This window comes from Gordonia sp. CNJ-863 (assembly GCF_001942325.1).
Lineage (GTDB): Bacteria > Actinomycetota > Actinomycetes > Mycobacteriales > Mycobacteriaceae > Gordonia > Gordonia alkanivorans.
In genome coordinates, this window is record NZ_MKKG01000011.1 from 156,961 (window position 1) to 170,925 (window position 13,965).

The window sequence follows — 13,965 nt, forward strand, 5'->3', positions numbered from 1 at the left end:
CGCCTACAGGTATTGCCCCACGTGGGGCAGCGCCTTCTTCGGTGTCTTGGCGTTGAAGCCGTCACCGATGGCGCGGAGCTTCCACTCGGCGCCGTCCCGGCTGATGACCGCCATCGCGATCGCGGTGAACGGCATGCCGCCCTTGAGCGTGTACCGGGCGAGTTCGGCGGATGTGGTCTCGTCGACGAGTCGGCAGTACGCGTTGTCGATCTTCTCGAAGGTGTGCCCGCGGTAGGACGTGACGATGAACATCAATGCGTCGATGTGCGGCGGAACCGACTGCAGTGCAACGCGAATGACCTCGTCGTCGCCGTCGCCGGCCCCGGTGAGGTTGTCACCGGAATGCAGGATCGATCGGTCTTTGCTGTTGAGGTGGCCGTAGTAGACCGTCTCGACGCACTTGCCGCCGGAGAACATCAGCACCGAGGCGTCGAGGTCGATCGAACCCCCGCGGAGACCGCCGCGCACCGGGTCCCATCCGAGTCCCATCTGGATGTTGGTGAGCTGGACGCCACCCTCCTTGCGCAAAGTCACCTTCTGGCCCTTGGTCAGGCTGACCGGCCGGTCCTTGCTGAGGTTGATCTCCGAGGGGCGTGCCGGGGGAGGGGGCGGCGTCGGGGCGGCCGGCGCAGCCGGTGGCGTCGGGGTCGATGGCTTCGAGTAAGCCGGTGCGGTCTGGGCCGGTGCCGGTGCCGGCGTGGGCTCCTCGTCGACGCTGACGCCGTGGTCGCGCACCAGGTCGGCGAACCCGCCGGCATAACCCTGCCCGACTGCCCGCACCTTCCAGTCCTGGTTGCGTCGGTACACCTCCAACGCGATGACGACGGACTCGGTGGTGAGGCCGGTGACGGTGAAGTCGAAGAGTTCGCGGCCGCCGGCGTCGGTGACTCGGGCGACCGGGGGTGCGAACCTGCCGAATGTGGACGTCGTGTCGTCGAGGGTGATCACGGCCCGGACCGCGTCGATGTCCGCCGGGATCTGGTTGGTCGAGATGTGCAGTCGCGCCGGTCCGTTGGGCGCTGGTTGCAGCGAGACCCCGGGGCCGGTCGGCTGGTTGTAGAACACGAAGTCGTCGTCACTGCGTACGACGCCACGGTCGGTCACCAGCAGGGCCGAGACGTCCGCGGCGGTCGCGAGGTCGACGGTGACGACGATCTGGGAGGTCGACAGCGGGCCGTTCTGGCCCTTGGTCAGCGATGGCATGGTGACCAGGGTAGTCACCGGCTCCGACGGTGTCCGTATGCGATCGGCCGGGTGACACCAGTGCGCCGCCGGAGGCCGGATTGCACGACGACGCAGGCGTGGCGTCGGTCGCAACAAGGTCCCGATTGGGTATACAAGCTGGTCACCCGACCCACGGGGCTCGTATTCTCATGTGTCTAGAGTGACTCAGGAGAATATTGTGAAAGTTGTGACTCGGTGTGCGCTGGTCGTCGCTGCCCTGTTGATGTCCGTCGTCGTCGGCGCGGGGAGTGCGAACGCTGTCCCACTCCCGGCGCTGCCGCCGCTGCCCGAGCCGTTCGCGTCCTGGTTCACCCCGCCGGTACCGGTCGAGAAGAAGCTGGCCAAGAGCTACGCCGCACTCCAGAAGTCGATGAAGAAGTCGCTCCCCGGGCAGCTCGGCGTCGCGATCGCGCCGGTCGGCGGCGACCAGGTCATCTCGCTGGGATCACTCAAGACGGGGCGGGCGTGGTCGACGTTGAAGGTGCCGGTCTCGCTGGCGGCCCAACGCAAGCGCGGGCCGGCCGTCGCGATGATGGAGGACAAGGCGATCACCTTCTCCGACAACGACGCCGCGGGTGAGCTGTGGGGTGTGCTCGGTGGTGGTCATGCCTCCGTGGATGCCGTGACCGCGGTGCTGCGCGAAGGACACGACACCCGGACGCACGTCTCGTCGGAGGTCGACACCCCGGCGTCGTTCCCGGGATACACCTCGTGGGCCCTGCGCGATCAGGCACTGTTCGGTGCGCACCTGCCGTGTCTCCCCGGCAGCGAGAACATCATCCGCCTGATGAGTGACGTCGCCCCGAACCAGCAATGGGGCATTGCCAAGGTCGGACGGAACAAGGGGGCGGTGACCGCGGTGAAGGGCGGCTGGGGACCGGCCACGTCGAAGTCCGGCGCTCATCTGGTGCGTCAGCTCGGCGTCATCAGCACGGTCGACGGTCAGGTCGCGGTGTCGATGGCGGCGATCCCGCGCAGCGGATCGTTCACCGACGGCACCAAGATGCTCACCCGACTGGGCAACTGGCTCGGCAAGAACCTGGCCGAGCTGCCCAAGGGACGCTGCTGAGCGGTCGGAGCTCAGCTCGCCGCATGCGCAGGCGCGGATGACGGTGCGCCCGCGGGCCGGCAGAGGGCTGCGGCGATCGCGGTGGTCAGCGGAACCGACAGGGCGATCGCGATGCCGCCGACGAAGGACCGGGCCAGCTCGACGGCCACCACGTCGGTGGTGAGCAGCCCGCCGAGCGGCTGCTGGGCCACCGAGAAGAGCAGCATCAGCGGCAGGGCGCTGCCGGCGTAGGCGAACACCAGTGTGTAGACGGTGCTCGCGATGTGATCGCGGCCGACGCGCATCGCGGCCCTGAACGTCGCGAGTCGGGTCGGCTCACCGGCGGCGGCCAACTCGAGGCCGCGGACGCCTGCGTGATGGTGACGTCGTTGAGGACACCGAGGGTTCCGATGATGAACCCGGCCAGCAGGAGGCCGCTGACCGAGATGTTGCCCTGATAGACCTGCAGGTTGGTGGTCTGGTCGCCCGACAGGCCGGTCAGGTTCATCGTCTCGATCGCCAGCCAGCTCAGCAGACCGGCCATCAGCAGCGAGACCAGCGTGCCGAGTAGGGCCGAACTCGTGCGGAGGCTGACGCCGTGCGCGAGATAGAGCACGACGAACAGGATCACCGCCGACGACACCACTGCCACCGCGACCGGAGACGAGCCGTCGAGGATGGCCGGCAGGGTGAACCCGCCGAGGACGATGAAGGCGAAAGCGAGGCCGATGATCGATCGGAAACCGCGCCACGCCGCGACCAGCACGATGGCCGCGATGAACAGGATCGCCCAGATGATCGTGGCGGTGCCGCGCTGGAAGTCGAAGAAGGTGTACCGGTTGCCCTCTGGGCCGGGCACCGTGGAGAGGCGGATCGCGTCACCGACGTGCAGTGTCGGCTGTCCGGCCTGGGGCTCGTCGACCGATCCCGGTACGGGCGCGCCGTCCCGTCCCGGTTCGGCGCCGGACTGCGCACCCTTCGTCGGGATCTCCAGCACTGTGTACCGGCCCTCGACCTCACCGGAGTCGAAGCGCACCGCATTGAGGATGCAGGGACCGCCGGCGACCGGGTTGATGGGGATGTCGGCGGTCTCGAGGACCGAGCCCGCCGCCGGGTTCAGGCAGTTGGCGCGGAACTGATCGACGACCTCGCCGTTGACCGTCTGGATCGACCCGCCGTCGGCCGACCGGAACTGGGTGGGCACCGGATGCTCGGAATCCGACGGCCACAGGACGATCATGCCGATGGTCACGGCCACCGCGGTGACGGCCAGCGTCCCGATGACCAGCCACCGGGCGAACGGGGACAGCATGTGGGAGATGTCGGTCAGCGAATGCGGGTGACCGTGATGTTTGCGCTCCACGCCGGTGAGCCTATGCGCAAGCGCCCGGATCGCGGTATGCGACCCGGGCGCCCGGCGTACCTGTGGGGAAACGCGTCACAGATCGTGGCCTACAGCGGCAGGAGGATGTTCTTCACCTGCGGATCGGTGGCCAGGAACTCCTGCACCGCGGGATCTTGGAACGCGGCGACGAGGTTCTTGATGTTGTCGGTGTTCTCCCACTCGGTGCCGATGGTGAGCTGTCCGGCGAACTCGTCGGGGGCCGGGGGAGCGTAGATCTGCTTCTCGATCGGGATGTTCGCGGCCAGGTAGTACTCGGTGTAGCCGACGGTGGCGTCGAGGTCGGCCAGCGACCGTGACTGGGCAGCGAAGTCGAGCAGCACGAACTGCAGGTTGCGCGGATTGGTGGCGATGTCCTTCTGGGTCGCCTTCCACTTGTCGATGCCGGGCTTGAGGGTGATCAGGCCGGCGCGCTCCAGCAGCCAGAGCCCCTGGGCCTCGTTCGCGGGATCGGAGTAGAGCGAGCGGCGGTGACCACGGTCAGCGTCGCGCCGGGGATCTCGTTGGGGAGGCCTCATCCGATCCGAGGAAGCGCCACCCGAGCACACCGGCCAGCACGGCGACGACGACCAGGGCGCCGGCGATCAGCGGCCAGCGCCGCCGCTGGGAGATCTCGATGTCGGAATTGCCTGCGGGAGGCGGTGTTTCGGACGATGTGCCCGACACGCCGGTGGCGGAGCCGGTGTCTTGAGACATGGTTGGACCTTTCAAGTGTGTGGTGAGGGGTGATGCGAGGGGTGTACGTGCGGTGACCCGGAAAGGCCTGGGGTCAGTGGTTGACGCGCTTGGAGGTCGCCGGATTGAGGCTGCGGGCGAGTGCGTCGCCGGCCAGCTGAATGAGCGCCACGGTGATCACCAGCACGATGATCGTGGCGACCATGACGCCCTGGTCGAAGCGCTGGTAGCCGTAGGTGACCGCCACGTAGCCGAGGCCGCCGGCGCCGATCGTGCCGGCGATGGTCGAGTACTCGATCATCGCGATGGTGTTGATGGTCAGGCCGCCCACGATGCTCGGCAGTGCCTCGGGAACCTGTGCCTTCCAGATGATCTGGGCGTTCGAACCGCCCGAGGCCCGGGCGACGTCGATGGTCGACGCAGGCACCGACCGCAGCGAGTTCTCCACGATGCGGGTGAAGAAGGCGATACCGGCGATCGACATGGGGACCACCGCCGCGGCGATGCCGATGTTGGTGCCGGTGACGAGGCGGGTGAACGGGATGATCGCCGTCATCAGGACCAGGAACGGCAACGAGCGGCCGATGCTGATGAGCCACGACAGCGGCGTGGGCAGCGCCCGGTTCTCGAAAAGTCCACCGGGAGCGAGATTGTGGACCAGCGCACCGAGCGGGACGCCGACGACGAGGACGACGACCATCACGATGCTGACCATGAGGACCGTGTCGATGAACGCCGGCCACAGCAGATCGGGAATCTCGTCGAGCGGCACGGTGATGGCGGCCAGGTTGATCGTGCTCATGCTGCCACCCCCGCCTTCTTCTTCTCGAGCGCGACGCTGTCGGCCTGGTTCTCGAGACCGCCGACGGGATCGGTGTCCGGTGCGGGTGTCTCCCCGACGCGCGCGGCGAGTCCGAGCTCGCTCGCCGCACCGACGAATGCGGAGGTATGGCCGGTCGGGATTGAGACGGTGAGATCGCCGAAGGCGGTGCCGTCGATGGTCTGGACGTTGGCTCCGAGGACCGAGATCGGGATGCCCAGGCTTCCGCCGATACGGGTGAGCCAGTCGGCCGGCACGGTCGTCGAGTTGTAGACGACGTTGACCGCGGTCTGGTCGCCGGACGCGGACGCACTGGGACCACGAGGCCGAAGTGCCCGTCCGAGAACGGAATCCGGGTCCAACACGAGCTCTTCGAGGCGTCCGTGTTCGACGATCCGGCCGTGATCGAGTCGGCCGACGGTGTCGGCGACCCGCACGATGGTGTCCATCTCATGCGTGATGAAGACGACCGCGAGGCCCAACTCGTCCCGAACCTCGGTCAGCAGCCGGAGGAAGGTGTCGGTGGCGGCCGGGTCGAGTCCGGAGGTGGCCTCGTCCGACAGCAGCACCGACGGCTTCAGCGCCAGAGCACGTGCGATGCCCACACGCTGACGCTGCCCGCCCGAGAGCTGATGGGGGTACAGGTCGGCCTTGTCGGCCAGGCCGACCAGGTCGAGCAGGTCGGCGACCCGTGACTTCGTGGATGCCTTCGTCGCACCCAGGTATTCCAGCGGCAGGGCGACGTTCTGGGCGGCGGTCCGCCGAGAGAGGAGGCTCGCCGACTGGAAGACCGTGCCGATCCGACGCCGCGCGTCGCGCAATCCGGAGGTGCCGAGGGCGGTGAGGTCCTCACCGTTGACGACGACCTTGCCCGACGTGGGGCGCTCCAGGAGGTTGAGGCAGCGGGCGAGCGTGCTCTTGCCCGCGCCGGACGGGCCGACGACGGCGAAGATCTCGCCGGAGTCGACGGTGAACTCCACTTCGTCGATAACAGTGGCCGGGTTCGGCGAACCGACCCCGAAAACCTTGGTGAGCCCAACGACTTCGATCATCGTGCGGCCCCGATCACTTCGTTCCGGCGGCGGCGAGGCGGTTGCGCTCACGGATCGAGTCGTCGACCGTCGAGTTCACGCCGCCGACCCGGTAGGTCGAACCGCGGTGGTTCTCGGGCAGGTGGTCGCCACGACCGAAGAGCTTGTGGCGCAATGTGCCCGGGACGTACTCACGGTCGTAGACGCCGCGGCGCTCGAGGGCGGGGATCACGTGGGTGACGATGTCCTCGAAGGAACCCGGGGTGACGGCGTACGCGACGTTGAAGCCGTCGACGTCGGTCTCGGCCACCCAGTCCTGCAGCTGCTCGGCGACCTCGTCGCCCGAGCCGATCAGGACGGGGCCCATACCGCCGATGCCGCCCCAGGCCGCGATGTCGCGGACGCGCCACTCCTCGCCGCTCTCCGAGGCCTGCTGGAACGCGGCGACCGCCGACTGGATGGCGTTGCTCTCCACGTTGCCGATCGGCTCGTCGATGTTGTAGCTCGCGGGGCGATGCCCATCCAACCGGACATGAACACCAGCGCGCCCCCTTCGCTCGCATAGGACTGGTACTCGGCGGCTTTCGCGCGCGCGGCCTCGGGCGTCGAGTCGGTGATGATGGTGAGCAGTGCGTAGATCTTGGCGTCGTAGGGGTCTCGACCGGCGAGGACGAGTTCCTCGCGGATCTTGCTCACGACGTCGCGCGGGATGGCCTTGGTGGGAGCGGCGACGAAGATGGCCTCGGCGTTCTCCGCCGCGAACCGGCGTCCGCGCGGCGACGCGCCGGCCTGGTAGATGACCGGGAAGCCCTGCGGCGACGGTTCGGACAGATGGATGCCCGGGACCTTGAAGTGCTTGCCCTCGTGTCCGATGTGGTGCACCTTGGCCGGGTCGGCGAAGATGCCCGCCTCACGGTCGCGACGCACGGCGTCGCGTTCCCACGAACCCTCCCAGAGCTTGTAGAGCACGGTCAGGTACTCGTCGGCGTGGTCGTAGCGGTCGTCGTGTGCGAGCTGGTCGTCGTCGCCCATGTTGCGTGCACCCGACGGCAGGTAACCGGTCACGACGTTCCACCCGACGCGACCACGGGTCAGGTGGTCGAGCGTCGACATGCGGCGCGCGAACGGGTAGGGGTGCTCGAAACCGGTTGCGGTGGTGACGCCGAAGCCGAGGTTCTTGGTCGCGTGTGCCATCGCCGAGACCAGCAGCAGCGGGTCGTTGACGGGGATCTGGGAGCCCTGTCGGATCGCAGCCTCGTCGGTGCCGGACAGGACGTCGTAAGTCCCGAGGACGTCGGCGATGAACAGGCCGTCGAAGCCGCCGGTCTCCAACAAGCGGGCGAGATCGACCCAGTAGTCGATGGTGTTGTAGTTCCACGACCGGTCGCTCGGATGGCGCCACAGGCCGGGGGACTGGTGCGCAACGCAATTCATGTCGAACGCGTTGAAGCGGATCTTGCGGGTGGAGCGCGTGCCGTTGTCGGGGGTCACGGCAGGCTGGTTCTGTTCAGACACCGGAAGAATGATGCTGACGGATGTGCGGACCCGCCATCTTTGCGCGCACGGCGAACTAAAATTGCCGCATGCGTGCCACAGATGTGCTAATCGACGGTCTCGGTCGCGTCTCCGAGAATGTTCACGCAGTGCTCAGCGGCCTGGAACCCGAGGTCTTGAACCGGGCCCCGGCGTCGGGTGCCAACACGATCGCCTGGTTGGTCTGGCATCTGACACGCGTTCAGGATGCGCAGGTCGCCGACGTCGCCGGCGCCGACGAGGTGTGGGTGAGCGCCGGCTGGGCCGAGCGATTCGATCTGCCGTTCTCGCCGGCCGACACCGGGTATGGCCATTCGACCGATGAGGTGGCCCGGGTGGTCGTCGACGATGCGGGCCTGCTCCGCGACTATTACGACGCCACGCACGCCGTCAGCGTGGACTACATTGCGGCGCTGACCGATTCGGATCTGGACCGGATCGTCGACACCAACTGGGACCCGCCGGTGACGCTCGGCGTCCGGTTGGTCAGCGTCGTCGACGACGACGCGCAACACATCGGACAGGCCGCATATCTGCGCGGGCTGTTCGGCTGACACGCCGTACCGGATAGAGAGGCAGGCCGACCCTAGGGCTCCAGGCCGGTCGCCCCGTTCGCACCCGTCAGGCGCGAAGGATCAGGACATGCAGCCCTTGAAGGTCTGGAAGTCACCGGCGAATGCGGGGCCGCCCTTGCAGGTCGGGCCGTTCTTGCCGTCGACGACGACCTCGGCGCCGGGTCCGGCGATACCGATGGCCAGACCACCGCGCTCACCGGTCATGGTGACGGTGGCACCGGGGCCCAGGGCGATGGCTGCGGGGCCGGCGAAGTTGTTCGCGGTGGAGCTGGCCTTACCGCCGTTGTCGGTGATGGCGAGTGCGAGACCGTTGGGGCCGGACTCGGCGCTACAGGAGGTCGTGGAGGAGCTCTGACCGGGCAGGGCCGGACACACCGACGGTGCCGCACCCGCCGACGGGGCGGCGGCGAGCGATACTGCGGTGGCACCTGCCGCCGCGACGACGAAACCGAGGGCTGTACGCGCAACTGTCTTCATTTTCGGACTCCTTTGTCGAGTACCCGGCGAGTACCGGGTTGGGTGTCGTACACATGCGATTCGGATTCGCCACGGGGCCGGATGGGCGGCCGGGGAACTCGTCCACGAGGTGAGTGCCCACTGCGCGTAAGTTGAAACCGTGCAACTGCGAATCTACACCGAACCCCAACAAGGTGCGACCTACGACCAGCTGCTCGCCGTGGCGAAGGCGACCGAGGATCTCGGTTACGACGCCTTCTTCCGCTCCGACCACTACAGCGGCATGGGTGGCGACGGGTTGCCGGGCCCGTCCGACGCGTGGATCACGCTGGCAGGTCTCGCGCGTGAGACCTCGCGCATCCGTCTGGGCACGTTGGTCTCGTCGGCCACCTTCCGTCTTCCGGGCCCGTTCGCGATCGCGGTCGCCAACGTCGACCAGATGAGCGGCGGCCGAATCGAACTCGGGCTCGGCGCCGGCTGGTACGAGCCCGAACACGAGGCCTACGGCATCCCGTTCCCGTCGATCAAGGAACGGTTCGATCGTCTGGAGGAGAGCTTCGAGATCATCACCGGGCTGTGGGGTACGCCCGAGGGTAGTCAGTTCGATTACCGCGGTGAGCATTTCCGGCTCACCAACTCGCCGGCACTCCCGAAGCCGGTGCAGAACCCGCGCCCGCCGATCATCGTCGGTGGCAGCGGCAAGAAGCGCACCCCGGCGTTGGCGGCGCGGTTCGCCGACGAGTTCAACGTGGTGTTCCAGCCCGTCGACGTCGCCGGCGAGCTGATCGGCAACGTGCGGGCAGCCTGCGCCGCGGCGGGGCGTCGCCCCGAGACCATGACATACTCGGGAGCACTCGTCTTGTGTTGCGGCAGCACCGAAGCCGAGTTCCGCAGTCGCGCCGAGGCGATCGGCCGGGAGCCGGACGAACTGCGCGAGAACGGCGCCGCGGGCACACCGGACGAGGTTGCGGCCAAGATCGAGAGCTATCGCGAACTCGGTATCACCCGGATGTATCTCCAGACACTGGATCTCGACGACCTCGACCATCTCGACCTCGTCGCGTCGAAGGTGGCACCGCAGCTCGGCGGTTGACCCGGCAGCGGGCTCAGGCGACGCCGGCGTGCATCTCCCAGAACAGGATCTCGGCTCCGCCGGGGCTGTTCAGCAAGATCTCGCCGGCCTTTCTCGTGCGCACGGCATCACCCTCGCCGAGGGTGTGGCCGTCGACGTCGACGCTCCCTCGTGCAACGTACAGGTGACCGTAGGGTGCGGCGGGCAGCGTCACCGTCTTGCCGGCGGGCATCCGCGCCACATGCAGGGCGGCGGCGGAGTTGTTGATCGTGACCGGTGCCGTCGTCGCGTGGCGGGACAGTCCGGAGACGACGACCACGAGTTCGCCGCTCGCCAGTGCGTCGGTGACGTCGGCCTCGGCGTACCCGGGTGCCAGGCCCGCCTCGTCCGGCGCTACCCACATCTGGACCACACGCAGGTCGGTGCCGTTCAGGCGTCCGGTCGCGTTGCCCTCGCTGTGGGCGATCCCGCGGCCGGCCGTCATGCGTTGTACCACGCCGGGTTTCAGAATGCCGTCGTTGCCCGTGGAATCGCGGTGGCGCAGTGCTCCGTCGAGGACCCACGTGACGATCTCGGCGTCACGGTGCTGGTGGCGGTCGAGTCCCTCGCCCGCGTCGACCCGATCGTCGTTGTGCACGAGCAGGACTCCGTGGGCGTTCGCGGCGAGGTCGAAGTTGCCCGTCGCCGGGAAAGACTGCCAGGACTCGAGCCACTCGTTGCGCCAGTGATGGCGCTCGGTGGCACGGATGATGGTGCGCGACATCAGCTCTCCTGGTTTCTCGGGTGGGTGGTGTCGAGGTGGGCGGCGAGTCGTTCCATCACCGCACGCAGTTCGCGTCCGTCCGAGGGGCGGAGTGCCGTGAAGAACAGGTCGTCGACGCACCGACCGTGGTCGCGGGCGGCTTCCCGGAAGGCGGCACGTCCCGCCTCCGTCAGCACCGCGTAGCTACCGCGCCGATCCTCGGTGGCGCGTTCGCGTTGCAGCCAACCACGTCTGACCATCGCGTCGACCTGGTAGGACAGACGCGACGTGGAGAACACCATGCGGTGCGACAGATCTCGCATCCGCAGGCGGCCGCCCTCGCTCTCGTGCAGGATGAGCAACACGCTGTAGTCGGCGAGACTCATCCCGGCGGTGGCACGCAGATCGTCGTCGAGCATGGTCTGCAGCCGCGCGGCGGTCTCGATGAAGACGCGCCACGCGGCCTGCAGATCATCGGACCCGGCGGGGGAGTGTCGTGGCATGGATCAGCGAACGGTGTGCGGCATCAGCGCATCCGGCGGGATGACGCCGAGTCGGCCGGCCTGATAGTCCTCGATCGCCTCGACGAGTTGCTGCTTGGTGTTCATGACGAACGGGCCGTACTGGAACACGCGCTCGCGGATCGGCCGGCCCCCGAGCAGCAGGACCTCCAGCGCGGGACGGTTGCTGTCCTGCGAACCGTCGGCGGCCACGGTGATCCGGTCACCCTTGCCGAGCACCGCGAGCGACCCCTGTTCGATGGGAGGACCCTCCGCGCCGACCCGCCCACGCCCGGACAGCACGTAGACCAGCGCGTTGAACTCGGGATTCCACGGAATCGACACCCCTGCACCCGGTTGCACCGTGGCGTGGGCCAGGGTGATAGGTGTGTGGGTCGATCCCGGCCCGCGGTGGCCGTCGATCTCGCCGGCGATGATCCGGATCAGCGACCCGGCGTCCGGGGAGGTCACCAGGCCCACCTGACCGCCCTCGAGATTCTGGTAGTTGGGCGGGAGGAACTTGTCCTTGGCGGGCAGGTTCACCCACAGCTGGATGCCGTGGAACAGCCCGCCCGACTCGACCAGCTCGGCCGGTGGGGTCTCGATGTGCAGGATGCCGGACCCGGCCGTCATCCATTGCGTCGCACCGTCTTCGATGAGGCCGCCGCCCCCGGCGGAGTCCTGGTGGGCGAACCGGCCGTCGATCATGTAGGTCACGGTCTCGAAGCCGCGATGCGGGTGCCAGGAGGTGCCCCGCGGTTCGCCGGGTTCGTAGTCGACCTCACCCATCTGGTCCATGTGGATGAAGGGATCGAGGTCGGCGGCGGAGACGCCGGCGAAGGCGCGCACCACCGGGAACCCTTCTCCTTCGTATCCGCGCGGTCCGCGCGTGACCGAGCGGACGGGTCGTTCGATGGCGTCGACCCCGGGCGAGGACAGGCGCGCCAGAGTCAAGGTGTCGGCGGAGACGGCAGGCATGAGGTGCTCCTTCGTTCGTGAGTCACTCAAATTTGAGCAACTCTGTGTGCCTCAACCGTCGAGGGCGCCGGACTATTCCTCACGCGTTCGCTCTCCCGGTGGGCGACCGGTGGGCGATAATCCAGCCCATGGTCGACACCTCGTCATCGAAGCCGCCCGAGCGTCAACGCATCAAGAAGCTGGCGCAGGCCGCATTCAATGCCGACGTGACGGTCGAGCAGCTGGAGGGGATTCTCGCCGACATGGGCGAGACCCTGGAGGGCCTCGGCCCGACCATGGGGAATCTCGACGCGACGATCGAGAAGCTGGATGCGACTCTCGTACGGATGTCGGGAACACTCGACAAGGTGGACACCACCGTCGGCCGGATGTCCGATGTCGTGGCGCGGCTCGAGCGGGTCGTCGCCCGGGTCGAGGTGCTGGTGGGGATCGGCGAGGCCGCGCTTCGTCCGCTCGGAGTGCTCGAGTCCGCGGGCAAGTCGGTCGCGGCGCGGCTGGGCCTCCACTGATCCGCGTTCGTGTGAGCAGGGCGCCAGAGCAGGAAACGAGAGAGCAGGGAATGACACCGCAAGAGCACAGTTTCCGCGGACCGCACGGCCAGAACATCGTCTACGACGTGCACCGGCCCGAGGGCGATCCGCGCGGCGTCGTGGTGATCGCCCACGGGCTCGCCGAACACGGCCGACGGTACGGCCACGTGGCCCAGCGCCTCGTCGACGCGGGCTATCTGGTGGCGATCCCCGACCACATCGGGCACGGACGCTCCGGCGGAAAGCGGATGCGCCTGCGCCGCTTCGCCGAGTTCACCGACGACCTCGACACCGTCATCGCTCACGTCTCCGACGATGCGCTCCCGACGTTCCTCATCGGGCACAGCATGGGCGGCTGTATCGCGCTCGACTATGCACTCGACCATCAGGAGAAGCTCGACGGTCTCATCCTCTCGGGCGCGGCGGTGCTGCCCGGGGATGACCTGTCTCCGCTGGCGGTGAAGGTCGCGCCGGTGCTCGGGCGGATCGCGCCGGGGTTGCCGACCACTGCGTTGAGTTCGTCGAGCATCTCCCGTGACCCGGCCGTCGTCGCGGACTACGACGCCGATCCGCTCGTCTCGCGCGGAAAGATTCCGGCCGGGCTGGGCGGGGCGATGATCGCCACGATGCAGTCGTTCCCGGAGCGCCTGCCGTCACTGCAGCTGCCGGTGCTCGTGATGCATGGCGGCGCCGACGCCCTCACCGACCCGAAGGGCAGCGAACTCGTCGAGCGGCTCGCGGGTTCGGAGGACAAGACGCTGGTCATCTACGACGACCTGTTCCACGAGATCTTCAACGAACCCGAGCAGGACGTGGTCCTCGGCGAGGTCGTGAGCTGGCTGGAGCGGCACTCGCCCGCAGCGTCGTAACGCAGCCGCCGGTCAGGTCAGGCGGACAGCGACGCCGGCGAGAAGCACCAGCACGCCGCCGATCTCGCCGACGATCAGCGCGAGCATGAACAGATACGTCCCCGGCATCGGTTTCTCGAACTGATTCGTGGTGTCGCGCAGTGCGCCGTGGATGCAGTACGCGGCGATCGCGGCGACGAAGAACACGATCGGCACCGCGGCGGCCACCAGGTTGACCACCGGTCCAAACGCACTCAGCTCGACGAGGGCCGCGAGGACGAGGGTCGCAAACGAGTACATCAGCGCCGCCCGATGAGCGATGTCGACGTAGACGTGCGCGGTGTGTTCGGGCGACGTGCGGATCCCGTGGTACTTCCACACACCCAGTGCCAGACCCCAGACCAGGATGAGCCCGGAGGCGATCACCACGGCGATGGTGTCGGTGCCGACGAGGTCGGCCAGATCGGCGGAGTTCACCTCGTAAACCTATCCGCTGTGCGCGGTGGCGACGAGGGCCGACAGATGGGTCAG

At 67.9% G+C, this 13,965-nt stretch carries 15 protein-coding genes and 2 pseudogenes; 5 read left to right on the plus strand and 12 right to left on the minus strand.

Annotated features, from left to right (window positions below; translation table 11 throughout):
* Window positions 1-3: 3 nt before the first annotated feature.
* Window positions 4-1,203 (minus strand): TerD family protein, encoded by a 1,200-nt coding sequence (locus BJF87_RS06590; RefSeq protein ID WP_035750885.1) that lies wholly within the window; start codon window positions 1,201-1,203, stop codon window positions 4-6.
* Between the two features lie 244 nt (window positions 1,204-1,447).
* Between BJF87_RS06590 and BJF87_RS06595 the strand changes: the two genes are divergently transcribed.
* Window positions 1,448-2,293: a serine hydrolase gene (locus BJF87_RS06595; protein WP_139319433.1), complete on the plus strand. Its 846-nt coding sequence runs from the start codon at window positions 1,448-1,450 to the stop codon at window positions 2,291-2,293.
* A gap of 11 nt (window positions 2,294-2,304) precedes the next feature.
* Here BJF87_RS06595 and BJF87_RS06600 read toward each other — a convergent pair.
* The 6 genes and pseudogenes from BJF87_RS06600 to BJF87_RS06620 all read right to left on the minus strand — a co-directional run bounded on the left by BJF87_RS06600 (window position 2,305) and on the right by BJF87_RS06620 (window position 7,715).
* Window positions 2,305-3,635, minus strand: a pseudogene (locus tag BJF87_RS06600) (YibE/F family protein).
* Between the two features lie 89 nt (window positions 3,636-3,724).
* Window positions 3,725-4,370 (minus strand): annotated as a pseudogene (locus BJF87_RS06605) (MetQ/NlpA family ABC transporter substrate-binding protein).
* 73 nt (window positions 4,371-4,443) lie between these two features.
* Window positions 4,444-5,151, minus strand: coding sequence for a methionine ABC transporter permease (locus tag BJF87_RS06610; RefSeq protein WP_042375949.1), 708 nt, complete (start codon window positions 5,149-5,151; stop codon window positions 4,444-4,446).
* Window positions 5,148-6,221, minus strand: coding sequence for a methionine ABC transporter ATP-binding protein (locus BJF87_RS06615; RefSeq protein WP_075862892.1), 1,074 nt, complete (start codon window positions 6,219-6,221; stop codon window positions 5,148-5,150). The genes BJF87_RS06610 and BJF87_RS06615 overlap by 4 nt, the downstream gene beginning before the upstream one ends.
* 13 nt (window positions 6,222-6,234) lie before the next feature.
* Window positions 6,235-6,567, minus strand: coding sequence for a hypothetical protein (locus BJF87_RS27195; RefSeq protein WP_396246695.1), 333 nt, complete (start codon window positions 6,565-6,567; stop codon window positions 6,235-6,237).
* Window positions 6,552-7,715, minus strand: a complete 1,164-nt coding sequence (locus BJF87_RS06620) for an NtaA/DmoA family FMN-dependent monooxygenase (protein ID WP_396246696.1) — start codon at window positions 7,713-7,715, stop codon at window positions 6,552-6,554. Before BJF87_RS06620 ends, BJF87_RS27195 begins: the two co-directional genes overlap by 16 nt.
* Before the next feature lie 68 nt (window positions 7,716-7,783).
* On the opposite strand from BJF87_RS06620, the gene BJF87_RS06625 reads away from it, so the two are divergent.
* A complete protein-coding gene (locus tag BJF87_RS06625; RefSeq protein WP_035750450.1) occupies window positions 7,784-8,287 on the plus strand; it encodes a mycothiol transferase in 504 nt (167 codons plus the stop codon).
* Window positions 8,288-8,368: 81 nt separating this feature from the next.
* Here the strand turns inward: BJF87_RS06625 and BJF87_RS06630 are convergent, their stop codons facing one another.
* Window positions 8,369-8,785, minus strand: a complete 417-nt coding sequence (locus tag BJF87_RS06630; RefSeq protein ID WP_035750453.1) for a DUF6764 family protein — start codon at window positions 8,783-8,785, stop codon at window positions 8,369-8,371.
* A gap of 139 nt (window positions 8,786-8,924) precedes the next feature.
* Between BJF87_RS06630 and BJF87_RS06635 the strand changes: the two genes are divergently transcribed.
* Window positions 8,925-9,857 (plus strand): LLM class F420-dependent oxidoreductase, encoded by a 933-nt coding sequence (locus BJF87_RS06635; RefSeq protein WP_035750455.1) that lies wholly within the window; start codon window positions 8,925-8,927, stop codon window positions 9,855-9,857.
* A gap of 13 nt (window positions 9,858-9,870) precedes the next feature.
* On the opposite strand, the gene BJF87_RS06640 is transcribed toward BJF87_RS06635, so the two are convergent.
* The 3 genes from BJF87_RS06640 to BJF87_RS06650 are packed head-to-tail and all read right to left on the minus strand — an operon-like array spanning window position 9,871 to window position 12,056.
* Entirely contained in the window at window positions 9,871-10,599 is a 729-nt protein-coding gene (locus tag BJF87_RS06640) for a pirin family protein (RefSeq protein ID WP_075862839.1), read from the minus strand.
* On the minus strand, window positions 10,599-11,081 hold the full coding sequence (locus BJF87_RS06645; protein WP_075862840.1) for a MarR family winged helix-turn-helix transcriptional regulator: 483 nt from the start codon (window positions 11,079-11,081) through the stop codon (window positions 10,599-10,601). Before BJF87_RS06645 ends, BJF87_RS06640 begins: the two co-directional genes overlap by 1 nt.
* A 3-nt stretch (window positions 11,082-11,084) precedes the next feature.
* The gene (locus BJF87_RS06650; RefSeq protein ID WP_035750462.1) at window positions 11,085-12,056 is read right to left on the minus strand and encodes a pirin family protein; all 972 of its coding nucleotides are present in this window, start codon (window positions 12,054-12,056) and stop codon (window positions 11,085-11,087) included.
* A gap of 128 nt (window positions 12,057-12,184) precedes the next feature.
* On the opposite strand from BJF87_RS06650, the gene BJF87_RS06655 reads away from it, so the two are divergent.
* Together BJF87_RS06655 and BJF87_RS06660 are read left to right on the plus strand one after the other, a co-directional pair.
* A complete protein-coding gene (locus BJF87_RS06655; protein WP_005195626.1) occupies window positions 12,185-12,565 on the plus strand; it encodes a hypothetical protein in 381 nt (126 codons plus the stop codon).
* Window positions 12,566-12,615: 50 nt separating this feature from the next.
* Window positions 12,616-13,455, plus strand: coding sequence for an alpha/beta hydrolase (locus BJF87_RS06660; RefSeq protein ID WP_035750468.1), 840 nt, complete (start codon window positions 12,616-12,618; stop codon window positions 13,453-13,455).
* Between the two features lie 12 nt (window positions 13,456-13,467).
* Here the strand turns inward: BJF87_RS06660 and BJF87_RS06665 are convergent, their stop codons facing one another.
* Window positions 13,468-13,911 (minus strand): hypothetical protein, encoded by a 444-nt coding sequence (locus BJF87_RS06665; RefSeq protein ID WP_035750471.1) that lies wholly within the window; start codon window positions 13,909-13,911, stop codon window positions 13,468-13,470.
* Between the last annotated feature and the right edge of the window lie 54 nt (window positions 13,912-13,965).